Source organism: Variovorax sp. PCZ-1, from assembly GCF_018413605.1.
Lineage (GTDB): Bacteria > Pseudomonadota > Gammaproteobacteria > Burkholderiales > Burkholderiaceae_C > JANMDU01.
On record NZ_JAHCDN010000003.1, the window covers coordinates 286,747 to 309,634 of the forward strand.

Sequence of the window (22,888 nt, forward strand, 5' to 3'; positions counted from 1 at the left end):
TTGCTTTATTCAGTCTTCATCCGCTCCGTGATGGGTCTGAAAAAACGAAGCCTTTCGCTGGTCGGGCGCGGCCAACCATCTCATCATCGCTACAAAAGATCGCAGCTCGTCGCTTGCGGGTAAGAGCGCCACACGAAGAAAGGCCTCGGCTTTTTCGGGCACGTCACGGGGCAGGCGAGCGGGTGGTGTGATCGGGCTACGATGCGTTGTTAGTGCGAAGATCTTCAACGCCTTGTGCAGATAACCAGACCAGCGTGTTGACATACGTTTCTATTCGATCAACCAGAGCTGCACGCGGACCTTCTCTCCACCGGCTTGATCCATAAAACGCCGCCTGTTCTGCTTCAAGAGCTTCTCGGTTTTTATAGGCGCGAATCAGAAAATAAGTCTCTTCTTCGTGGTCTGATTTTCCATAGGCAACCACATCCATGCCCGCGCTTCTGATCATTGGCACAGCTAGGTTGTGCATCGCCTCATGGAATGCCTCTAGCGTGCCAGGTTTAAGACGATAGGTGCGAATTTCAAGAAGATGACTCATATTGAATTCATCCAGCCCGCTTCGCCAAAATTTCAAACGCTGGCAAGGTTTTGCCTTCGAGCACTTCGAGGAATGCGCCGCCGCCGGTGGAGATGTAGCTCACTTCTTTTTCTATACCGTATTTGGCGATGGCGGCCAAGGTGTCGCCGCCACCTGCGATGCTGAAGGCGCTGGAATCGGCGATGGCCTTGGCGATGGTTTTTGTGCCGCCCGCGAATGCGTCGAATTCGAACACGCCGATGGGGCCATTCCAGACGATAGTGCCGGCGGCTTTGAGTTGGTCGGCGAGGATGGCGGCTGTTTTGGGGCCGATGTCTAGGATGAGATCGTCATCGGCTACGTCAGTTGCGGCTTTGACTGTGGCGGGCGCATCGGCTGCGAAGGTTTTGGCGCAGACGACATCAACGGGGATGGGCACTGCCGCGCCGCGCGCTTTCATCGCTTCGATCACGGCCTTAGCATCGGAGAGCAAATCTGGCTCGGCTAAGGATTTGCCGATTTTCAGACCAGCTGCGAGCATGAAGGTGTTGGCGATGCCGCCGCCGACGATCAGGCCATCGACTTTTGCAGAGAGGGCTTGCAGGATGGTGAGCTTGGTGGAGACTTTGCTGCCTGCGACGATGGCGACCAAGGGACGCTTAGGGTTGGCCAAGGCTTTGCCAATTGCGTCCATCTCGGCAGCGAGCAAGGGGCCAGCGCTGGCGATTTTTGCGAACTGGGCGATACCGTAAGTGGAGGCTTCGGCTCGGTGGGCTGTGCCGAAAGCATCATGCACGAAGATGTCGCACAGCTGAGCCATTTTTTGTGCGAGCTCGGGGGCGTTTTTCTTTTCACCTTTGTTCACGCGGCAGTTTTCCAGCAACACCACTTCGCCGGGGTTCACGGCTACGCCATCGACCCAGTTGGAAACCAGCTTCACAGGCTTGCCCAGTAGCTCGCTCATGCGCGCGGCCACGGGTGCGAGGCTGTCTTCGGGTTTGAATTCACCTTCCGTGGGGCGGCCGAGGTGAGAGGTCACCATCACTGCTGCGCCTGCCTTCAAGGCCATCTCAATGCAAGGGATGCTGGCGCGGATGCGGGTGTCTTCGGTGATCTTGCCAGCGTCGTCTTGCGGCACGTTGAGATCTGCGCGGATGAAAACGCGTTTACCAGTGGCTTGGCCTGAGGAGCAGAGATCGGAGAAGCGGATGAATTGCATGATGAGAGAGGAAGTAAGGATTTTTTGAACGCAGAAGGCGCAAAAATTCGCAAAAACCACAGAAAAGAAAATAACCCTGGGCTTTCTTTTTTGCGTCTTCTGCGTCACCTTTGCGTCTTTTGCGTTCAAAGGTATGGTCAGCAGTCTGCAATTGTAGGCGGCGCGTGAAGACTCAAATTTCGTCACCACCTTGTAACCAGCAGACTTGTCCCCAAATTCCTACAATAGAGCCCATACGCGCCTCATACTGAAAGAAAAAATGGTTCCGCACCTCATTACCGCCACCAACAGCCCCATCAACGAACTGGAACAGCGCATCTTAGACAGCATGCCCGCGATTGAACGCTGGTTTCGCTTGGAGTGGATGGAGCACACGCCCCCGTTTTACAGTTCGGTCGATGTGCGCAATGCAGGCTTCAAGCTCGCGCCGGTGGATACCAATCTGTATCCCGGTGGCTGGAACAACTTGACGGAAGAGATGCTGCCTCTCGCTGTGCAAGCGGCGATGGCGGCGATTGAGAAGATTTGCCCCGATGCGAAGAATCTGCTCGTGATTCCGGAGAACCATACGCGCAATATGTTCTATCTGATGAACGTGGCGCGCTTGGCTCGCATTTTCAACATGGCCGGGCTGAACGTGCGCCTAGGCTCAATCAATCCTGAAATCAAAGAAACCACGCGCATTGATTTGCCCAATGGTGATCATGTGGTGCTTGAGCCTGCGCAGCGCATCAAGAGCGATTCCGGTTTGGGCAAAGGCCGCTTGGGGCTGAAAGATTTTGATCCTTGCACTATTCTTTTAAATAACGATTTGAGCGCTGGCGTGCCCGGCATCTTGGAGGATATCCACGAGCAGTTTTTGCTGCCGCCACTGCACGCGGGCTGGCATGTGCGCCGCAAATCACAGCATTTCCAAGCGTATGAAGAATTAACGAAGCGCTTTGGCAAATTGCTCGGCATCGATCCTTGGCTGATCAATCCGATGTTTGCGCAATGCGGTGAGGTGAATTTCCATGAAGGTGTGGGCATGGATTGCCTGACCTCGAATGTGGATGCGTTGCTCACCAAGATCAAACGTAAATACAAAGAATACGGTATCACCGAGAAGCCTTTCGTCGTGGTGAAGGCTGATAACGGCACCTATGGCATGGGCATCATGACGGTGCGCGATGCGAAAGAATTGGAAGAGATCAATCGCAAAACGAAAAACAAAATGAGCGTGGCCAAAGATGGGCAAGAGATCAACCAAGTGATCATCCAAGAAGGCGTGCACACCAATGAGCGCGTGAACGCTGCAGTGGCTGAGCCCGTGGTTTATATGATGGATCGTTATGTGGTGGGCGGCTTTTATCGCGTGCATTCTGAGCGCGGCGTAGATGAGAATTTGAACTCCCCTGGTGCGCAGTTTGTGCCGCTGGCGTTTGATAAATCGGCACATCTGCCTCAGCCGGGTGCTAAGCCGGGTGCGAGCGTGCCGAATCGCTTTTATATGTATGGCGTGATTGGGCGCTTGGCGATGCTGGCAGCCAGCTATGAGCTGGAGGCGACGGATCCTGAAGCCGAAGTTTACGAGTAAATATAGTGCTAAAACAATCGATAGCCGGCGTAGAATCTGCGCTAACAGCTACTAATTCAATAGCATGCCATTATCTAACGCTCCGCTGAAGACGATCCGCTCCACACGGCGAGCGTATCAATGCGTTTGCGGCTCGCCGATTTTCTTCCGCAACAGCCAATGCCTCTCCTGTGGTCGCACGCTCGCCTATGAGCCTGTGAGCGCGCGCATGGTGGCGCTCGTCTCGCATCACGATTCCACAGGCGACACATGGCATATCGAAGGCGATAAGGATGGTTCAGCCTTCCACCGCTGTGCCAACTATCAAACCGCCGCCGGCTGCAATTGGCTGCGCCCTGCGGGCATCGCATCGCATCATGATCGCGGTCTGTGCATCTCTTGCAGCTTGAATCGCATGATCCCCGATCAAAGCAGCGAAGAAAATCAAGTGCTCTGGGGTCGCATTGAAAATGCCAAGCGCCGCCTCGTGAGCCAGTTGCTCGCACTGGGGCTGCCCGTGCGCTCCAAGCTGCCCGGCGTGTGGCAGGATGAGACGCAAGGCTTGGCTTTTGATTTCCTGCGCGATTGGCCAGATCAACCGGTGACAACTGGCCATGCGCATGGCGTGATCACGGTGAACGCACTGGAAGCCGACGATGCCGTGCGCGAGCAAACCCGCGCGGCGCTGCATGAGCCCTATCGCACTTTGCTTGGTCATCTGCGCCATGAGGTGGGGCACTACTACTGGGATCGTTTGATTGCACATACACCGTGGCTCGACGCATTCCGCCAGCTCTTTGGCGATGAGCGCGCAGACTATTCTGTTGCTTTGCAGCGCCACTATGCCCAGGGTGCGCCACAGGATTGGCGCGAAAAGCATGTGAGCGCCTATGCCAGCAGTCACCCTTGGGAAGATTGGGCGGAGAGCTGGGCGCATTATTTGCATTTGCGCGATGCGCTAGATAGCGCGGCTAGCTTTGGGCTCACGGCGGAAGATGTGGAATGGCGTTCACAAGATTTCAGCCTGGATGCTCTCTGGGATGCGCAGCGCCCAGGCAGCGGCGCTTACCTCAAGCTCATCAACGATTGGCTGCGCATGACGAGTGTGCTCAATGAGCTTTCCGACAGCATGGGGCAAGCACCGTTTTATCCCTTTGTGCTTTCGCGCAAGGTGGTGGCGAAATTGCAGCTCGTGCATGAGGTGATCGCGCAAGCGAACGCCTAATGTGCACGGCATGCGCTTGCAGAATTTACATTTACTACGAATTTGGTAGCATTCTGCGCAGATTCTATGCCGGCTAAAGGCCACTTTGACTGTAAATAGATGTGGATAACGTGAGCATTGCAGCATACGGTGTGAGATAACTGCGCTCCAGACAACAGTTGGCAAAAGCGCTTGGGCAATGGTGGAAGTTGAGTTTCAATCAAGCTTCTTTCAACCATTCAAGGAGTGTTCGCATGAACCCAAGCCAGACCAGCAAATCCATCAAGCGCCAACAACGCAAGGCAGAAAAGAGCTTTGTCTCTCGGCATTTCAATGCATTTAGCGTAGCGATCGTCACCATGGCCGCTTTGAGCATGAATCCTGCCATGGCGCAGATGGCAGCTCCTGCCAAGCCAGCAGAGATGAGCGCCAAGGTGCAAGAAGCTTTTGCGCGCGCAGACAAAAACACCGATGGCAAGCTGAGCAAAGAAGAAGCCGCTGCGATGCCAGCGATTGCAGAGGCGTTTGACAAGGCCGATGTGGATAAAGACGGCTTCTTGTCGAAGGCGGAGTTTGCGGAAGTGGCTAAAGAGTAAGGCCACTCCCGCTTGAAGCCGCAAGCTGGATCAACTCGCAACAGTGTTCGTCACCGTCACTTTCACTGTTGGATCCAGCTTGCGCTTCAATCCAAATACCTTCTCATTGAAGCGCTCAAAGCCTTTCCAAAAATCGAGCTCTTCCAAAATCGGATTCAAAAAATTCGTCACCGAGCAATAGTGTGAGTTTTTCTCGCCGCTGTGGTGCTTGGCATGATGGCGTTGCGTCTGCAAAAGTTTGAATTTTTGCAGCCAAGTGATGAAGCGGCCATTCTCATGCGGCGCGCGATGTGCCCATTTATGCACTTGATTGGCATTGGCGCTCACGAGTGCAAACAGCCACACATGCCAGCTAAGCAGTTTCATCCACCAAGCACCGCACACGACGAGCACGCTGGCCAGCACCAAATCCCAAGAGCTCGCCCACCAGCCGCGAGAGACGAATGCACGTGGCTTCACATGGTGCTCAATATTGGCCTCGCCAATCCATTTGCCGATGATTGGCGTGTCTTTGCGCGCATAGGCATCTTCTGCCCAATGCACCAGTCCCGAAAGAAAATCGGCAATCAAAACGACACCGACAGCTTGCAGGGCAAGGGGAGGTACTCATACATTTTGCGTTGTGAACGCTAACCTTTCACGAGTTGAACAATGTGCGTCTGAAAAGCTCAGACAGGTGCATTGTTATCTCGGAAATCTTGTTTTGATGTGGTTTGGAACACGCGCTGTGTGAAGTAGCGTGGCGTGATACTCGTGGGCGCTTTTAATGCCGCTTCGCTTTGCACGCGACCCGCTCACCTGCTACGTAACGTACCCGAAAAAGCCGATCTTTTTTCTTTGCGGCGTGCTGTGCATGGTTTCATAAGCTGCGATCATTTGTAGTGCCCCGTGCTTGGTTGGCCGCGCTCGATGAAGAAAAAAATCGTCTTTTTCAGACCCATCACGCAGCGGATCAAGAGTGTAGGCGCGTCGTTGCTTCTTTTTCGAGTCGATTTAAAGTAAAAAGAGGCAGATCGCCGGCATATTTATTGTGCAAACAGCTATGAAAATAATAGTACGCAACGACGCGCCAACCATCCATACCCGCTCCGTGATGGGTCTGAAAAAACGAAGCCTTTCGCTGGTCGGGCGCGGCCAACCATGCAATCATCGCTACAAAAGATGGCAGCTCGTCGCTGGCGGCACAGAGCGCCACACGAAGAAAGGCCTCGGCTTTTTCAGGCACGTCACGGGGCAGGCGAGCGGGTCGCGTCAAACCTCAAATCAACCCACGTACCAAGCCAACGAAAGCACACAACACAATCACCCGAACAATCCCCCACTGCAATTTGAACAAAGCAAACGCAGCAAGCAGCATCAATACCAAAGCCGCCCAATCCACACCTTTGCTGCTGATCACAGTATGCTGAATAAAGAGCACGGCAAGCGAAGCAATCGCTCCAACCACTGCCGCGCTAATTGCTTTGAGCGGCGCAGTGAATCCCAGCTTGCCATGCGTGGATTCCACAAACGGCCCGCCTGCCAAGATAAATACGAAGCTCGGCAAAAACGTGAACCATGTGGCAACCAGAGCTCCTAAGCCACCCATGATGAACATCGCTGCACCAATGAGGTTTGCACCCGCGCCCATGCGCTGCACCTCCAAAGCTTGACCGACGTAACCCACAAAAGCCACCACCATGATCAGCGGGCCCGGCGTGGTCTCGCCCAAGGCCAAGCCAGCCATCATTTGATCGGGCGTGAGCCACTGGTTGGCCACAGCGGTTTGCGTCACATACGGCAGCACGGCATACGCGCCGCCAAAAGTCACCATCGCTGCCTTGCTGAAAAACCAGCCCATTTGCGTGAGGCTGGCGCTCCAGCCTTGCCAGGCGACGAGCGCTCCCATGCTCGCTGCCCAGAGCGCCAAGCCAATGAGCAAGATGCGAATCATCTTTGCTTTGGAAAACATCGCATGTGCGGGCGTGGGCGTGTCGTCGCCAATCACATAGCCTTCGCTGCCAGCCTTCGCCGCGCCGCCATGCCCGCCGCCGCTAGAAAACTGCTCCGGATACCGTTTTGCCCCCAGCCAACCCACGATGCCCGCAATGAGCACGATCCATAAGAAGCTGATATGAAAGAAAGCAATTGCTATAAAACTCATAGCTGCTAGCGCAATCAATATCGCGGCTACCTTGGGATTTGGCATGGTACGGCTGGCCACACGCCATAACGCATGCACCACAATCGCTGCGACTGCGCATTGCACGCCCCAAAGCACGGATGCGACAGCGGGCACTTGGCCATACGCCACATACACCCAAGAAAGCGCAATCAAAATAAAAAACGATGGCAACACAAACAATCCGCCAGCAACCAATGCGCCACTTGTGCGATGCATCAACCAGCCGATGTAAGTGGCCAGCTGCTGCGCCTCAGGGCCAGGCAGCAGCATGCAGTAATTGAGCGCATGGTTAAAGCGCGCCTGCGATATCCAGCGCCGCTCATCGACCAGCTCGCGCTGCATGATGGCAATTTGCCCCGCTGGCCCGCCAAAGCTGATAAAGCCGAGCTTGAGCCAGAAGAGAAGGGCTTGGGTGAAGGAGACTTGGGGTACTGGGTTTGTCATATCGCCAGCCTTTACTGGGTTTCTCGCGGTAATGCTGTTGCACGCCAAGTGGCAATGTCTGCCGCTAAATCCACGCCGTCTTCGCCGCCCTTGATGCCGCCTGCTAAGGCCACAGCATCAAAGCCTAGTGTGCGAAGTTCGCTGCAAGCATCGGCGCTGACGTTATGGCCGTAAACGCAATACACGACGACGGGTTTGTCCCTTAGAGCCGCATTTGCCGCAGCCCAAGACGCCACGTTTTGCGGCGCACAGCGCTGCGCGCCTGCAATCATCTGCGGGCTGGCCTCAAACGCCGCATCGCGCCGCACGTCAAGTAACACGGGCGCATGCGCTGTGCCGAGAAGTGGCAACAGATCAGAGGGGGGGATGGAGAACGGAAGAGTCATTGCGGTGTCCAATCAAAAACGTCCTGAAGATCAGGGTGGTCAGCACTTGGACGGGACACCGTCTATCTTCGCAAAGATTCGGGAGGCTGTGAGTCCCGATGAAGAAAGTATAGCTGCGTTCACTGCTTAAAAGCAAACACCGCCATGCTCGCTCGCGCATTCGGCGCGAAGCGCACTTCGCGGTTGCCCTGCCAGCCGAAGGCATCTTGAATTTGAAGGCCGTTTTTCTGCGCAAGTTGTTCAAAATCTTTGAAGGTGCCGACGCGGATGTTCGGTGTGTCATACCACTGGTAGGGCAAGGTCTTCGTGACTGGCATTTGGCCTTGCAGCACTTGCAAACGGTTCGGCCAATGGGCGAAATTGGGGAAGGCGACGATGCCTAGCTGCCCGACGCGCGCTGTTTCGCGCAGCATGGTTTCGGCATTGCGCAGATGTTGCAGCGTATCGATCTGCAGTACCACATCGAAGCTCTTATCGCGGAACATGGAGAGACCGGCATCGAGGTTGGCCTGAATCACATTCACGCCGCGTGCGATGCAAGCATGCACGCCGTCGTCGCTGATTTCCACACCATAGCCGGTGCAGCCGCGCGCTGCTTTGAGGTGCGCGAGCAATGCGCCATCACCACAGCCCAAGTCAAGCACATGCGCGCCTTGGGGAATCATTTGCGCAATGCGCTGATGTAAGGCGAGATCGCTCATGCTGCGCTCCCTTCAAAGGATGCTGCAATGCTCTCAAAATAGGAGCTGACTGCGCGCAGATAGCGTGGATCATCCAACAAAAAGGCATCATGCCCATGCGGTGCATCAATCTCCGCGTAGCTCACATCGCGACCATTGTCGAGCAGGGCGCGCACGATCTCGCGTGAGCGGGCGGGCGAGAAGCGCCAATCGGTGGTGAAGCTCACGAGCAGGAATTTTGCCGAGGCTTCGGCCAGCGCGGCGCTCAAGTTACCGCCGAATTTTTTGGCCGGGTCGAAATAATCCAAAGCGCGGGTGATCAGCAAATATGTGTTCGCGTCGAAATACTCCGCAAATTTATCGCCTTGATAGCGCAGATAGCTCTCGATCTGGAATTCCACCTCTTGCGTCGAGTATTTGAGATCCACGCCCTCTCTCAAGATGCGGCCAAACTTCTCATTCATCACGTCATCGCTCAGATACGTGATGTGCCCAATCATCCGCGCAATGCGCAAGCCGCGTTTCGGGACAACGCCATGCTTGTAAAAATGCCCGCCATGAAAATCCGGATCGGTGGCAATCGCGCGGCGCGCCACTTCGTTGAAAGCAATATTCTCCGCGTTCAAATTCGGCGCACTCGCCACCACCACAGCATGCTTGACGCGCTCAGGGTATTGCAGCGTCCAACTGAGCGCTTGCATGCCGCCCAAGCTGCCGCCCATCACAGCAGCCAGGGTTTGAATGCCCAGTTGATCGAGTAAGCGAGCTTGCGCATTCACCCAGTCTTCCACGGTGACGACCGGGAAATCTGCGCCATAAATTTCTCCGCTGTCGGGATTCTTGTGCATCGGGCCTGTGCTGCCAAAGCAAGAGCCCAGATTGTTCACGCCGATCACGAAGAAGCGGTTCGTATCCACCGGCTTACCGGGGCCAATCATGTTGTCCCACCAACCTTCGGATTTTTCTTGGCCTTCGTACACACCCGCCACATGATGCGAAGCGTTGAGCGCGTGGCAAATCAACACCGCATTGCTTTTATCGGCATTCAATGTGCCATACGTCTCGTAAGCCACGTCATACCCGCGAATACTCTCGCCGCTTTGCAAAGGCAAGGCAGCTTCAAAATGCATGGACTGTGGTGTGGCTACAAAACTCATAAGCAATAAAAAACCCGTGCAATAAAAAACCCGGTTGCTAAATGCGAAACCGGGTGATCATTTGAGAATCGGGCTCGTATTTAGCAGTATTTCTAAAGCGCCCGCAAGCTGAAGCAAATCGGCGCTGTGAATAGAAGTATATCAAGACTCTTGCGAGCGGGATAGATCAGCCAAGAGCTGCGCTTTTTGCACTTTGCCCAGCGCTGTTTTGGGCAAAGTGCTCATGAAGTGCCATTGGCGAGGAAGCTTGTAGCGGGCGAGTTGGCTGTTGAGCGCAGTGCTCAAGGCTTGCTGCGCTTTTTCTTGGGTTTCATTGGTTGCGAGCACCACACAAGCGGCCACCACTTCGCCCCACTTCGAATCAGGCACGCCGACTACTGCACATTCGATCACGCCCGGCTGCGCGGCCAGCAGATTTTCAATCTCAGCAGGGTAAATGTTTTCTCCACCCGAGATCAGCATATCTTTCGCGCGGCCCACCACCCAGTAGCTGCCATCTTCGGCCTGCCTTGCCAAATCGCCAGTATGAAACCAGCCCTCTTCATCTTTCAATGCAATATCTGGCCAATAGCGCTCGGCCACATTCGGCGCGCGAATACAAATCTCGCCCACGCCTTGTTGCGCATCCAGCAGCTTCACATGCACATCATCGCTCGCCGGCCAGCCGCAGCTGCCCACATGCGTGCGCGCATGCGCAGGGGGCAGACTGATCGAGAAAGGCCCTGTCTCCGTGCTGCCATACACATTGCATACGGGGATGCCGCGCGCATGAAAGGCCTCGATCAAATTCGCTGGCAATACCGATGAGCCCGCCCATACCGCGCGCAGGCTGCTCAGATCCGTGCTCGCCCAATCGGCATGCTCAATCAACGCGCGCATCGTGGCTGGCACTTGCAGCGTGAGCGTTGGGCGCTCCAGGGCGAAGCTCTTCAATGCAGCACCTGCATCAAAACGTTCATGCAGGCTTACGCAGGCACCCGCCGCGAGTGCAGGCAAGGTCTGAATGCACAGGCCACCCACATGAAACAGAGGTAGCACAGTCGCTATCAAATCAGTAGCATCTAGCGCAGCATTCTTGCCGGCGATAGCCATATTTCGGCATAAATTGTTCTGTGTATGTACAGCGCCTTTGGGCAAGCCTGTAGTGCCAGAGGTGTACACCAGCAAAGCGGCATCATTCGCTTGGCCTGCGCTCATGTTGGCTGCGGGCAGCTTCAGGCCATCATCGAGCAAGCCTTGAAAACTGCGCAGCGGCACAGCGCAGCTTCGCTTCAAGCCTTCAGCCAACTCTTGCCAAGCCGCATCATGAATCAGTAATCTCGGCTGCCCATCACGCAAGATACGCTCAAGCTCTGGCGCGGCAAGCCGGTAGTTCAGCGGCATCGCTATCGCGCCCATGCCTGCGCATGCAAAGAGCAGCGCGATCTGCAAAGGATGGTTCAAGCCCAGCCAAGCGATGTGATCACCACGCTGAATGCCCTGCGCTTGCAATGCGGCAGCCATCGCCACAGACTGCTCAGCGAGGTGCGCATAACTTATCTCCTGCCCCCTCGAGCGCAACGCAGGCGCGTTGCCGCGCGGCTTGCTCTGAGCGAGCAGCATTTGCCAAAGCGTGGAGGCTTGCGTGTTTTGCATTTACCTAACTTTACCCTGCATCTACTTTGACTTTGCATTTGCGGCGCAAAGTAGCGCTTATCCCATTTCAAAGGAGTTCGTATGTCGGATATCTCTTCAGGCTCTACGCCCATCTCTCAACCTGTCAGTGGCAAACGCCGCACCTTCCATGCGATTGCCGCCGTCGCCACGCTCGGCTTCTTGGGTAAAGCTGTTGCGCAAGGCATGCCCGGCCCAGGAGGTCGTGGTGATATGTCAGCCATGGCCGAGCGCCGTGTGGATCATTTGATCAAATTGGTTAACGGCACGCCCGAGCAAAAAACCAAGCTACTCGCTTTGGCGCAAGCTGCTATGGCAGATATGAAACCCATGCGCGAACAACTCAGCGCCGCCCGCAAGCGCGGCATGGAGTTGCTTTCTGCTGCCAGTATTGACCGCAGCGGCATTGACAAACTGCGAGGTGAGCAAATCCAGCTGATGGACGGCATCAGCCGCCGCATGAGCGCCCACATGATGGATGCCGCCGAAGTGCTCACGCCCGTGCAGCGCACTATCGTGGCCGACAAGATGAAGCAGCGAGGCGAAGGCCGTGGCCATCGTGGACACGGTGGCGGGTATGGTGGTGGTCACGGCGGCGGTTGGTTTCGCTAAAGACCAAAGCCTTTCAAAGTGATAAGGTAGCGGCATGACAGCCGCTACCTCTAAACCCCCGACAGCTCCTAAGTTCTGGCTCATGAAAGGTGAGCCAGACGAATGCACTATCGACGATCTCGCCAATTTGCCGAATCAAACCGTGCCTTGGACAGGTGTGCGCAATTACCAAGCCCGCAACTTCATGCGCGAGATGCGCCTAGGTGATCTCGCGTTTTTCTACCACTCCTCTTGCCCAGAACCAGGTATTGCCGGCATTGTTCAGATCAGTCGCTTGGCCTATCCCGATGCCACGCAGTTTGATGCGAAGAGCAAATACTTCGATGCCAAATCCAAACCAGAAGCCCCGCGCTGGGAGCACGTCGATGTGCAGCTCGTGCGCAAATTGCCCTTGATCTCACTCGCTACCTTGCGCGAAACACCTGCTCTTGCCGATCTCACCATCCTGCAGCGCGGTAATCGCCTCTCAATCACGCCGGTTGATACTGTTCACTGGGAACAAGTCTTAAAGCTAATTGCTATAAATTAGATAGCTGCTTGCGCAGTATCTATGCCGGCTAGGTGCCGTTTTTGCTAAAAAATTAATCTCTACGATGCTTTGCCATCTTCCCGCGAATCGCATCCGCAATCGATAAGCGCCGCGCGCCTGCAATCAGCGTGAAGCTCTCACCTGCTTGCAAATTCCCCGTCTCCACCACCGAGAGATAAAACCCACACCGCGCCTCCTGCACCATCAGCTTGCCCGCCTGCGCAAAACCCATCACCGCTGCAAACTTAAAACAAGGCTCACGCGGGGCTTCTACGCGCAGCCTGCAGTTTGCAAACGCCAGCTCATCGCCCACAAACACATCCGCTTCAAGCAGCCCAGAAATCGTCAGGTTTTCCCCCATGAAGCCATGCGGCAAATCCTCCTCAAACAGCGAAGCCCCATGTTCCCGCCGCGCCGCCTGCCAAAACCCATAGTGCTCCTGCGGATAGGCATACACCGCCTTCTCCAATCCCCCATGCACAGACAAATCCGCCTGCTCATCGCCCACCAAGCCCATGCGCTCCACAGCGACTGAGCAAGAGACAGCGCGTTTGCCAATCGCAGAAAGCACTTTGCGGCCTGAAGCGAGGAGAGGCTTGGCTGTGGCGATATTGATAGATATGAGATTAATCATGACTCCATGGTGCATATGAGTACGGAGAAAGTTATGAGTGGAGTGAAGTTGGGGAACCCGTTCTCAGGTGCTGACTAAGTTGGAACTTCATGCCAATGATTGAAAAAGACACGCGAGAACTCAATTAAGGTTGCCGCATCGCAAAGCAATTGAGGATGCAAACGAATTGCTTGCGATGATTCACCATTTGACAGTGAGTTCAAAAACATAAAACTAGGACCTCCTAGCAAATCACGTTCTGCACGAATTTCATCGAGTGCATTCCATTTGCGTTCGCGTAAATTCACAATCTCTTGGCGATCGAGCTCGATATATCTATCAGCTTGCTCATTAGACAAAACTGCTGGCGGGATATAGAGAGGAATTCGATGCGCAAGTGAATCTCGATAATTTTTCAGATAATTCTTACTCCAAGCCGACATCGTTTCGCTGTATAAATAGTGTGAAATAGCTTGGGGCAGAAAAGCTTTTACATGTTTGGTAAACATACCAACGTTGTTAACAGTCTTAAGCTTTGGCATTAAATCATGACGAATCACAAAGGCCCATGCCAAATTATCAAAAGCGCCATAGAGATTCATCACAAACGCATGCAAAGCAATTTCTACATCGTGAAGCGCCTCTTTGGTAAGACGGCTTGATGTATCTGGGGGAAATTGACGGTAGATGTTGGCCAAGCAATGCTTTAGGATGCTTACCCTTCTGCCAAAGCCCTCATTTAAATAAACCTGCACTCTTACATTTTCGATCAGACCACTAGCGCGGAAATTAAGCGAACCGAGTTCATCTAGAGATAGAAGAGTTTTGTCTAGCTCTAGCAATAGCTCTGCATATTGACCAGCGTCGTAAGCCATACCTCAGATTTTTGAATCGAAACAAGTGTCGAGAAGAAGATACTTGAATGCAGTATGTCAAACCATCAGTTGCTCTAAGCTAATTACATCAACTGGAACTCCCCGCGACATCAACTCACAGCCCTTCGCATTCACCACCGCATCATCCTCAATCCGAATCCCGATGTTGTGGAATTTCTCGGGCACGCCTGCTGCGGGGCGGATGTAGATGCCGGGCTCAATCGTGAGCACCATGCCTTCGCGCAGGATTCGGCTGGGGCGGTTTTTGATGAGTTCGCCGCTTAGCGGATCTTTGCGCTCTGTGGTTTTGTCGAGTTCGGAGAGTTCGTTGTAGCCGCCGCAGTCATGCACGTCCATGCCAAGCCAGTGGCCGGTGCGGTGCATGTAGTAGGGGAAGTAGGCGCGGTTTTCGATGACGTCTTGCAGGCTGCCGTGTTTGTCGTGGGTGAGCAGGCCGGTGTCGAGCATGCCTTGGGCGAGCACTTTGACGGCGGCTTCGTGAGGATCAATGAAGCGCATGCCGGGTTTGGTGGCGGCGACTGCGGCTTCTTGCGCGGCGAGGACGATTTCATACATCTCGCGTTGCGGCGCGGTGAACTTGCCGTTGGCGGGGAAGGTGCGGGTGATGTCGCTCGCATAGCCGTGCAGCTCGCAGCCTGCGTCGATGAGGACGAGATCGCCGTTGTTGATTTTTGCGTCACCCGCTTGGTAGTGCAGCACGCAAGCATTTGCGCCGCCTGCGACGATGCTGCCATACGCTGGGTATTCGCTGCCGTTGCGGCGGAATTCGTGCAGCAGCTCAGCATCAAGGTGGTATTCGCGCAGGTCTTGGCCGTCTTTCAGCATGCGGGCGGAAATCTGCATGGCGCGGATGTGGGCTTTGGCGGAAATCGCAGCGGCTTTGCGCATGATATCGATTTCATGCGCGTCTTTGATGAGGCGCATTTCATCCAAGATGCTGCACACATCGCGCTGGCTTTCGGGGCAAAGTGCGCCATAGCGCACTCGGGCGCGAACTTGCTTGAGCCAACCGTCAACTTGAGTCTCTAAGCCAGGATGAATGGCGAAGGGATACCAAACGGTGGCGCGGTTTTCTAGCAGCTTGGGGAGCTGGGTGGCGAGCTCGGTGTTGGCATGCGCGGCTTGCAGGCCGAGGAATTCTGGGGCTGCATCGGGGCCGAGGCGATAGCCATCCCAGATTTCACGTTCAGTGTCTTTCGGCTGGCAAAACAAAGTGCTCGCGCCGCTGGATTCGATCAGCAGTGTTGCGCCGGGCTCGGTGAAGCCGGTGAGGTAATAGAAATAACTGTCGTGGCGATAGAGGTAGCCCGTATCGCGGTTGCGCGCATGCTCGGGCGCGGTGGGGATGATGGCTATTGATTCTTTGCCGAGGGCGGCTGCCACGCGGGAGCGGCGCTGGGCGTAGATGGCGTGGTGTTGGATGGTGTTCATGGTTTGATTTTCGTATTTTTTAACAAGGCCTGCTGCAATGCTGTTTGCATTGATCCATTAAGTTCGGGCTGAGCTTGTCGAAGCCTCAGTGTGCCCTTCGACAAGCTCAGGGCGAACGGGTCGATGTAAGCATGACGACAAGACGCTAAGTTTTAGCATTAAGTTGGGCAAGCCGCTCAGGCGTTCCTACGTCTGTCCATTCGCCTTCATAAAGAGAAGCGCTCACTCGGCCCGCGTCCATGGCGGCGCGTAGGAGGGGGGCGAGGGCGGTTTTGATGCCTTGGGGGTTGCCGGCGGGGATGTCGCAGAGCGGAGGTTCAAAGAAGGCGCGTTTGTAGAGGGCGACTGTGCTGAAAGTGTAGAGCTGATAGCCAGCGTCTTTGGGGAGATTGAGTGCTTGACCGGTTGCTGAGATACCGAAATCGCCGCGTGGGTTGTGTGCGGGGTTGGGCACGAGCCAGAGGTGGGCGAGCGCGTCACTGTTCTCAAAGCGCTCGTAGGCGGCGCGGTTGAATTCAAACTGCGGCATGAAGACATCGCCTGCGACGACCCAGAAGACTTCTGCTAAATGTGGCAGAGCGCGGCAAATGCCGCCCGCCGTTTCCAATGCGCCGCCGAAATCACGGCCTTCGTGGGAGAACTGTAGGTGTACGGGAGAAGTGGTTTGCTCCTGATTCAATAGCACTTCGCGCAGTATTCTTGCCGGCGAACTGCCATTTTTACTTAAAAAATAAGCTTCAATCTGCTCTCCAAGCCATGCGGTGTTGATCAGTTGCTGAGCAAAGCCTTCACGCAGCAAGGCTTCCATATGCCACTGCATCAGAGGCTTGCCACGCACTTGGAGCAATGGCTTAGGAGTTGCGTCCGTCAAAGGCCGCATGCGCTCGCCGCGACCCGCGGCCAAGATCATGGCTTGAGCGGACAGGGTGGATTCTTGGTTCATTCGCAAACTGTGGGTATGATGGTTATGGGTATGTTGGTCAAACTGTAGCGCAAGCAGCAGTCGCGCCCATTCATAAGCATCTCACACTAGGAGTTCGCCATGGCACTGATGGATTTCATCAAGAAGCAGTTTATTGACGTCATTCAATGGACGGAGGAGGGCGATGGCACTCTTGCCTGGCGCTTCCCCATGCGCGATATGGAGATTCAAAACGGCGCGATGCTCACCGTGCGCGAATCTCAGATGGCGATGATCGTGAACGAAGGCAAGGTGGCCGATGTGTTTGGCCCCGGTCTGCACAAGCTCACCACGCAGAATATTCCGCTGCTGACCAATTTGAAGAACTGGGACAAGCTGTTTGAGTCGCCCTTCAAGACGGATGTGTATTTCTTCTCCACGCGCCAGCAGCTCGATGCGAAATGGGGCACGCCGCAGCCGATCACGATTCGCGACAAAGATTTTGGCGCGGTGCGCCTGCGCGCTTTCGGTAACTACAACTTCCGCTTGGCAGATCCGAAGCTGTTTCACACGGAAATCTCGGGCACGCGCGATACGTATATGGCTGAGGAGCTGGATGGTCAGTTGCGCGGTCTCGTGTTGCAAAACATCAGCAATGCGATTGCAGGCAGCGGCATTCCTTTCCTCGATCTCGCGGCCAATCAATCCATGTTTGCGCAAGCGCTGGTGAAGGCGCTGGAAGGCGAATTTGCCAAGATTGGCTTGAAGCTGGATGGCATGACGGTGCAAAACGTCTCGCTGCCGGAAGAGCTGCAAAAAATCCTCGATCAGAAAATCGGCATGGGCATGGTCGGCAACGACATGGGCAAATTCATGCAATACCAGGCGGCGCAGGCGATTCCGAAGTTTGCGGAAGGCGCGGGCGGCGGCTCAGGCATTGCAGGTGATGCAATGGGTATGGGTGCGGGCCTTGCCATGGGGCAGATCATGGCGCAGAACCTGCAGGCTGGGCTGCAAGGCGCGGGCGCTGCATCTGCACAAGCCGCTGCTGCTGCCGTAGGCGTGAAGCCCGATGATGTGATGGGCATGCTGGAAAAGCTCGGTGATTTGAAAGCCAAAGGTATTCTCACTGAGGAAGAATTCAGCGCGAAGAAGGCTGAGCTACTTAAGAAATTGGTCTAAGCTCAGCCCGCTTTTTTGACTGTGGCTGACTCGCCCATTCAGCGAACTTACCGCGCCGCCTGCCCAGGTTGTGGCGCGGCGGTGGAGTTTCGCTCGCTGGCTTCCACGCATGCCGTTTGCGGCTTTTGCCAGAGCACCATCGTGCGCGATGGCGATGCACTACAGCGCATCGGCAAGATGAGCGAGGTGTTTGATGATTACTCGCCGCTGCAAATCCTCTCTCAAGGCAAGATCAACAATGTCGGCTTCACAGTTGTTGGTCGCTTGCAATACAAATACCGCGAAGGCAGCTGGAGCGAATGGCTTTGCGCTTTGGATGATGGCAGCACGGCCAGTTTGAGTGAAGACAATGGCAGCTTCATTTGGAGCAAAGCCGCGAGCACGCAGCGCGTTTTGCCCAAGCCGCAGCAATGGGTGCTCGGCAACACCACCGCGATCAATGGGCGTGCCTATAGCGTGGCCTCGATCCAAGAGGTGGCGCTTATGTCAGCGCAGGGCGAGCTGCCCAAATTGCCGCCGATCGGCACGAGCTTCCCTGTGGTGGAGCTGCGCAGCGCGCAAGGCGAGGTGATCAGCATTGATTACTCGACGGAGCCGCCTTCTCTGTCATCAGGCACATCGATTGTTTTGGACAATCTCCAGCTCACAGGATTGCGCGATCTCACGAACAAGACTGGACAAGGCGGCAAAGAAGTCAAAGGCCGGCATTTCAACTGCCCGAATTGCGGTAGCGCAGTCTCTGTGAAGCTGGAGACGAGCAAGAGCATCACCTGCGGCTCGTGCAACAGTTTGATTGATGTGTCTCAGGGCATTGGCGGTGAGTTGAGCCATGCGATTCAAGATGAGCCGGTGAAGCCTTTGATTCCGATGGGCTCGGTAGGCACGCTGCAAGGCAAGAGCTGGCAGATCGTTGGTTTTCAACATCGCATGGGGCAGGAAATTGGTGATGAAGATGAGAGCTTTGGCTGGAGCGAGTACTTGCTCTACAACGCCAAGGCGGGCTTTCAATTCTTGGTCGATGCGGAAGATGGCTGGAGTTTGGTGAAGCCCGCTACAGGCGCGCCTGAGGTGAAGACGAGCCGCTTGGTGACTTACCAAGGAAGCAGTTTCACCCAGCAATACGCTTACAAAGCCGAGACGAACTATGTGGCTGGTGAGTTTTACTGGCGTGTGGAGCGCGGGCAGAAGACGTATAACGAGGATTACGCCAGCGGCAAGCTCGTGCTCTCGCGTGAGCAAAGCGCGGGCAGCAGTGGCAAGGAAGTGACTTGGTCGATCGGCAGCAAGATTGAAGCGAGCACCGTGATCAGTGCCTTCAAGCTCAAAGGCCAAGAGGCCAAGTTTGATCGCGCGGATGTTGCGCCCGTGAGTTTCAACGGCGGTACGGGCATGGGCATCATGGGCTGGATCGTGGTGCTCGTGATCATCTTCATCCTGCTTTCGATGATGTCACGCTGTAGCAGTAATTGCGATCCGCAGCGCGAGAATTGCTCATCGAGCTACCGCAGCAGTGGCGGCAGCTACGGTGGCTACAGCTCTGGCGGGGGACACAAATGAACTTTTTATTTCTTGAAGGAGAACATCATGATTGAATGGCTCAAACCCGGCGCTTTTCTAGGCTCCATCGTCTTCGCACTGATCGGCGTGGTGATTTTTTGGCTCTGCTTCATCATCATCGACAAGATCACGCCCTATGACTTGTGGGAAGAGATCGTGGAGAAGCAAAACGTGGCGCTGGGGCTTGTAGTTGCTGCGATGTGCTTAGGTATTTCTATGATAGTGGCTGCGGCGATTCACGGTTAGGCGTGCTTTGAAACTAGGTAACGCGAAAAGCGCGAAAACAGCGCGAAAAACGCAAAAAAGAAAAAGGGTGTCTTTCGCGATTTTTGCGTCATTTTTGCGTTTTTCGCGTTACCTAGAACGGTATGACTGATATCAAGCAAGATCACCCGAAACCGCCCGCACCCATAGAGCTGGCCTTGCTCGCCAGCGTCTTCGTCGTGGCAGCATGCGGCTTGCTGTATGAGTTAGCAGCGGGAGCGATTGCTTCGTATGTGCTCGGCGATTCGATCCTTCAGTTCTCCACCATCATCGGCACCTACCTGTTTGCCATGGGTGTGGGAAGCTGGCTCTCTCGTTATATTGATCGGCAATTGCCCGCGCAGTTTTTGCGGATTGAATTGCTGGTGGGCTTGGTGGGCGGCATGCTGCCAGCGATTTTGTTTTTGGCCAATGCGTATGCGCCGCAAGGCTTTCGGCCTTTGCTCTATGGCTTGGTGATGCTGGTGGGCATGCTGGTGGGGCTGGAGATTCCACTGGTGATGCGGATTTTGAAGCGCAACACGCAGCTCAAAGATTTGGTTTCTCAGGTGCTCACGTTTGATTATTTGGGCGCGCTCGCTGTGAGCATTGCCTTCCCGTTGCTGCTTGTGCCACAGCTCGGCCTCGTGCGCACGGGGCTGGTGTTTGGGCTGCTCAATGCGGGCGTGGCGCTTTGGGCGCTGTGGTTGTTTCGGCATGAATTGCGGGCATTGACTGCGCATGTGATCGCAGCGGTTTTAGTGATCGGCGTGCTTTTTGCCGCCTTGCTCGGCGCAGACAAAATCACCACGCTGGCGGAAGATAAGTTTTACCAAGACAGCATCGTGTTCACCGCCACCTCGCCCTATCAGCGCATCGTGGTGACGAATGGCAAGGCCGGGCATCGCTTGTATTTGAATGGGAATTTGCAGTTTGCCCAGCGCGATGAGTATCGCTATCACGAGGCATTGGTGCACCCGGCGATGGCCGCGCATGGCGCGCCGAAGAAGGTGGCCGTGCTCGGCGGTGGCGATGGCATGGCGGTGCGTGAAGTGTTGAAATACGCCAGCGTGGAGCAGGTCACATTGGTGGAGCTTGATCCGAACATGACGCGCTTGTTTTCTGATAACGCGCAGCTCGCCGGTTTGAATGGCGGCGCGCTGCAATCGCCAAAAGTCAAAATCATCAACACCGATGCCTTCAATTTTTTAGAAACTACGAGCGAAGTGTTTGATGTGATCGTGGTGGATTTTCCTGATCCGAGCAATTTCTCATTGGGCAAGCTGTATTCCACCTCGTTCTATGCGCTGCTTGATAAAGCGCTGTCTGCCAGCGGCTACGCCGTGATTCAAAGCACCTCGCCGCTGGTGGCGCGCAAGAGTTTTTGGACGGTGGTGCGCACGATTGAAGAAGTGGGATTGAAGGCTACGCCGTATCACGCGCATGTGCCGAGCTTTGGTGAGTGGGGTTTTATTGTGGCCAGCCGCAGACCGTTCAAGCCCGCTACCGCGCAAGCTGCCTTTCCCAAAGATTTGCGTTTTATGAATGCGCAGACGCTGCCTTTGCTCTTCGATTTTCCGCAAGATATGGCGCGTGTGAATGCAGAACCCAATCGAATGAGCAACCAAACTCTGGTGCTGACCTTCGAGGAAGAATGGGGCAAGGTGCTGCAATGAAGCGGCGCGAGCTACTCGGTGCGGCAGCATTGACAACGCTTGCTGCTTGTCGCGCAGAGCCAGATCAACTCACAAAAATCACTGGCGGCTTTGTAGGCAGCTCGCCCGAAGTTGGCCATATCTTGCGTGAAGCCAAGCTGCCTGTTTACGACGGTAGCCCCGTGCGCAAAATTCATACCCTGATTGCGGGTGGCGGCGTAGCGGGCTTATCTGCCGCGCGTGCGCTGCGTATGCAAAGCGCGGAAGATTTTGTGTTGCTCGATTTGGAGAGCGAGGTGGGTGGCAACGCACGTGGCGGCTCCATCGCTGGCATGGCGCATCCGCTGGGGGCGCATTACCTGCCCGTGCCCGGAGACGATGCGCCCGAGGTACAAGATTTCTTAGAAGAGCTGGGGCTTAGAAAACGTATCTCAGGCCGCTGGGTTTACGATGAAAAGGCGCTTTGCCACAGCCCGCAAGAGCGTTTGTTTTTCAACGGTGCTTGGCAAGAGGGTTTGCTGCCCACGCAAGGCATCAGCAGCGAGACGCAGCAGCAGTATCAACGCTTTGCCAAGCTCGTCGCACAATGGCAGGTCACAGGTGCATTCAGCATGCCTTTGAAAGAGAATTTTAGGCAAAAACTGCAAATCGCCGGCATAGATATTGCGCAAGCAGCTACTGTTTTTATAGCGTATTTAGATACTCAAGGCCTCACCGATCCGCATCTGCGCTGGTATCTGGATTACTGCTGCCGCGATGATTACGGCGCGGGGATTGACACGGTGAGCACCTTTGCTGGCATGCACTACTTCGCAGCGCGTCATGGCTTTTCAGCGCCCGGCACGCAGGATGGCGAGAAAGAAGGCGTGCTCACTTGGCCGCAAGGCAATGGCTTTCTCACGCAAGCGCTCGCTGCACCTTTGAGAGATCGTTTGCAAAGCCAGCAGATCGTTTTGCGCATTGAAGAAGGTAAAAGCGAAGTGCTGATCGATGCACTGCATTTGCCTACAAAGCGTGTACGGCGCTACGCCGCACAGCGCTGCATCGTGGCCCTGCCATTGCATGTGGCTTCGCGTGTGGTGAACAATGCGCCAGATTTTTTGAAAGCTGCAGCGGTCAATCTGACGCATTCCAGTTGGTGGGTCGCCAATATCCACATTGATGCCCCGCTACACGACAACGGCCAAGGCGCTTTCCCCTCATGGGACAACGTGATCTACGGCAGCAAGGGCTTAGGCTATGTGGATGCGATGCACCAAAGTACGCGCACCGCGCCAGGCGCGACCGTGCTCACTTACTACCATGCAGAAGGTGCGGGCAGTGCGCTACGCCAAGCTTTGCTAAAAGCCAGATGGCCTCAACTCAGAGATCGCGCCTTAGCAGAAATCGCGCAAGCACATCCAGACATCACACGCCGCGCCCAGCAGATCGATATCACCCGCTACGGCCACGCCATGGCTGTACTTACACCGCAATTTATAAGCCAAATCAGCCAATCGCCGGCATACAAACTGCGCAGAGTGCTATCAATATCAAAGCAATATCCAACTCGCCCCACGCCTTCCACGCCGCGCTTGCGTTTCGCCCACAGCGATTGGAGTGGCTACAGTGTGTTTGAAGAGGCCTTCGCGCGGGGCTTGCACAGCGTGTTGTAAAACTTTGCGCGGCTTGCATGCTGCGTTAATATGATCGCT

Annotated in this window: 23 protein-coding genes; 10 read left to right on the forward strand and 13 right to left on the reverse strand. The window is 55.2% G+C overall.

Annotated features, from left to right (window positions below):
* Window positions 1-196: 196 nt before the first annotated feature.
* Window positions 197-538, reverse strand: coding sequence for an NIPSNAP family protein (locus tag KIH26_RS14670; RefSeq protein WP_213446423.1), 342 nt, complete (start codon window positions 536-538; stop codon window positions 197-199).
* Between the two features lie 7 nt (window positions 539-545).
* Window positions 546-1,736 (reverse strand): phosphoglycerate kinase, encoded by a 1,191-nt coding sequence (locus KIH26_RS14675; protein ID WP_213446424.1) that lies wholly within the window; start codon window positions 1,734-1,736, stop codon window positions 546-548.
* 259 nt (window positions 1,737-1,995) lie between these two features.
* On the opposite strand from KIH26_RS14675, the gene gshA reads away from it, so the two are divergent.
* The 3 genes from gshA (at window position 1,996) to KIH26_RS14690 (ending at window position 5,091) form a co-directional block, all read left to right on the forward strand.
* Window positions 1,996-3,312 carry a glutamate--cysteine ligase gene (gshA, locus tag KIH26_RS14680; protein ID WP_213446425.1) on the forward strand — a complete coding sequence of 439 codons (1,317 nt, stop codon included), beginning with the start codon at window positions 1,996-1,998 and terminating at the stop codon, window positions 3,310-3,312.
* Between the two features lie 64 nt (window positions 3,313-3,376).
* The gene (locus KIH26_RS14685) at window positions 3,377-4,516 is read left to right on the forward strand and encodes a zinc-binding metallopeptidase family protein (protein WP_213446426.1); all 1,140 of its coding nucleotides are present in this window, start codon (window positions 3,377-3,379) and stop codon (window positions 4,514-4,516) included.
* Window positions 4,517-4,749: 233 nt separating this feature from the next.
* On the forward strand, window positions 4,750-5,091 hold the full coding sequence (locus KIH26_RS14690) for an EF-hand domain-containing protein (RefSeq protein ID WP_213446427.1): 342 nt from the start codon (window positions 4,750-4,752) through the stop codon (window positions 5,089-5,091).
* A 30-nt stretch (window positions 5,092-5,121) separates the two neighbouring features.
* Here the strand turns inward: KIH26_RS14690 and KIH26_RS14695 are convergent, their stop codons facing one another.
* The 7 genes from KIH26_RS14695 to KIH26_RS14725 all read right to left on the reverse strand — a co-directional run bounded on the left by KIH26_RS14695 (window position 5,122) and on the right by KIH26_RS14725 (window position 11,557).
* Window positions 5,122-5,661, reverse strand: coding sequence for a fatty acid desaturase CarF family protein (locus KIH26_RS14695; protein ID WP_213446428.1), 540 nt, complete (start codon window positions 5,659-5,661; stop codon window positions 5,122-5,124).
* Window positions 5,662-6,043: 382 nt separating this feature from the next.
* Window positions 6,044-6,346: a hypothetical protein gene (locus KIH26_RS14700; RefSeq protein WP_213446429.1), complete on the reverse strand. Its 303-nt coding sequence runs from the start codon at window positions 6,344-6,346 to the stop codon at window positions 6,044-6,046.
* A gap of 3 nt (window positions 6,347-6,349) precedes the next feature.
* Window positions 6,350-7,699 carry a chromate efflux transporter gene (chrA, locus tag KIH26_RS14705; protein ID WP_213446430.1) on the reverse strand — a complete coding sequence of 450 codons (1,350 nt, stop codon included), beginning with the start codon at window positions 7,697-7,699 and terminating at the stop codon, window positions 6,350-6,352.
* An 11-nt stretch (window positions 7,700-7,710) separates the two neighbouring features.
* Window positions 7,711-8,085, reverse strand: coding sequence for a rhodanese-like domain-containing protein (locus KIH26_RS14710; RefSeq protein ID WP_249661352.1), 375 nt, complete (start codon window positions 8,083-8,085; stop codon window positions 7,711-7,713).
* 119 nt (window positions 8,086-8,204) lie between these two features.
* On the reverse strand, window positions 8,205-8,786 hold the full coding sequence (metW, locus tag KIH26_RS14715) for a methionine biosynthesis protein MetW (RefSeq protein WP_213446432.1): 582 nt from the start codon (window positions 8,784-8,786) through the stop codon (window positions 8,205-8,207).
* Window positions 8,783-9,922 (reverse strand): homoserine O-succinyltransferase MetX, encoded by a 1,140-nt coding sequence (gene metX, locus KIH26_RS14720; protein WP_213446433.1) that lies wholly within the window; start codon window positions 9,920-9,922, stop codon window positions 8,783-8,785. The genes metW and metX overlap by 4 nt, the downstream gene beginning before the upstream one ends.
* Before the next feature lie 141 nt (window positions 9,923-10,063).
* Window positions 10,064-11,557 (reverse strand): class I adenylate-forming enzyme family protein, encoded by a 1,494-nt coding sequence (locus KIH26_RS14725; RefSeq protein ID WP_249661357.1) that lies wholly within the window; start codon window positions 11,555-11,557, stop codon window positions 10,064-10,066.
* 81 nt (window positions 11,558-11,638) lie between these two features.
* Here KIH26_RS14725 and KIH26_RS14730 point away from each other — a divergent pair, with 81 nt between their 5' ends.
* Both KIH26_RS14730 and KIH26_RS14735 read left to right on the forward strand, forming a co-directional pair.
* Window positions 11,639-12,187: a Spy/CpxP family protein refolding chaperone gene (locus KIH26_RS14730; RefSeq protein WP_213446434.1), complete on the forward strand. Its 549-nt coding sequence runs from the start codon at window positions 11,639-11,641 to the stop codon at window positions 12,185-12,187.
* A 34-nt stretch (window positions 12,188-12,221) separates the two neighbouring features.
* Window positions 12,222-12,716, forward strand: coding sequence for an EVE domain-containing protein (locus KIH26_RS14735; protein ID WP_213446435.1), 495 nt, complete (start codon window positions 12,222-12,224; stop codon window positions 12,714-12,716).
* 52 nt (window positions 12,717-12,768) lie between these two features.
* On the opposite strand, the gene KIH26_RS14740 is transcribed toward KIH26_RS14735, so the two are convergent.
* The 4 genes from KIH26_RS14740 to KIH26_RS14755 form a co-directional block, all read right to left on the reverse strand.
* Complete coding sequence (locus KIH26_RS14740; protein ID WP_213446436.1) at window positions 12,769-13,350, reverse strand: MOSC domain-containing protein; 582 nt, start codon at window positions 13,348-13,350, stop codon at window positions 12,769-12,771.
* A gap of 74 nt (window positions 13,351-13,424) precedes the next feature.
* Window positions 13,425-14,204, reverse strand: coding sequence for a hypothetical protein (locus KIH26_RS14745; RefSeq protein ID WP_213446437.1), 780 nt, complete (start codon window positions 14,202-14,204; stop codon window positions 13,425-13,427).
* 57 nt (window positions 14,205-14,261) lie between these two features.
* The gene (locus tag KIH26_RS14750) at window positions 14,262-15,656 is read right to left on the reverse strand and encodes an aminopeptidase P N-terminal domain-containing protein (RefSeq protein ID WP_213446438.1); all 1,395 of its coding nucleotides are present in this window, start codon (window positions 15,654-15,656) and stop codon (window positions 14,262-14,264) included.
* Window positions 15,657-15,801: 145 nt separating this feature from the next.
* Window positions 15,802-16,599 carry a nucleotidyltransferase family protein gene (locus KIH26_RS14755; protein WP_213446439.1) on the reverse strand — a complete coding sequence of 266 codons (798 nt, stop codon included), beginning with the start codon at window positions 16,597-16,599 and terminating at the stop codon, window positions 15,802-15,804.
* 99 nt (window positions 16,600-16,698) lie between these two features.
* Between KIH26_RS14755 and KIH26_RS14760 the strand changes: the two genes are divergently transcribed.
* The 5 genes from KIH26_RS14760 (at window position 16,699) to KIH26_RS14780 (ending at window position 22,849) form a co-directional block, all read left to right on the forward strand.
* Window positions 16,699-17,739: an SPFH domain-containing protein gene (locus KIH26_RS14760; protein WP_213446440.1), complete on the forward strand. Its 1,041-nt coding sequence runs from the start codon at window positions 16,699-16,701 to the stop codon at window positions 17,737-17,739.
* Window positions 17,740-17,760: 21 nt separating this feature from the next.
* On the forward strand, window positions 17,761-19,296 hold the full coding sequence (locus tag KIH26_RS14765) for a DUF4178 domain-containing protein (RefSeq protein WP_213446441.1): 1,536 nt from the start codon (window positions 17,761-17,763) through the stop codon (window positions 19,294-19,296).
* Between the two features lie 24 nt (window positions 19,297-19,320).
* Window positions 19,321-19,542: a DUF350 domain-containing protein gene (locus KIH26_RS14770; protein WP_213446499.1), complete on the forward strand. Its 222-nt coding sequence runs from the start codon at window positions 19,321-19,323 to the stop codon at window positions 19,540-19,542.
* Window positions 19,543-19,664: 122 nt separating this feature from the next.
* Window positions 19,665-21,215, forward strand: coding sequence for a polyamine aminopropyltransferase (locus tag KIH26_RS14775; RefSeq protein WP_213446442.1), 1,551 nt, complete (start codon window positions 19,665-19,667; stop codon window positions 21,213-21,215).
* The gene (locus KIH26_RS14780; RefSeq protein ID WP_249661370.1) at window positions 21,194-22,849 is read left to right on the forward strand and encodes an NAD(P)-binding protein; all 1,656 of its coding nucleotides are present in this window, start codon (window positions 21,194-21,196) and stop codon (window positions 22,847-22,849) included. The genes KIH26_RS14775 and KIH26_RS14780 overlap by 22 nt, the downstream gene beginning before the upstream one ends.
* The last annotated feature ends 39 nt before the right edge of the window (window positions 22,850-22,888 follow it).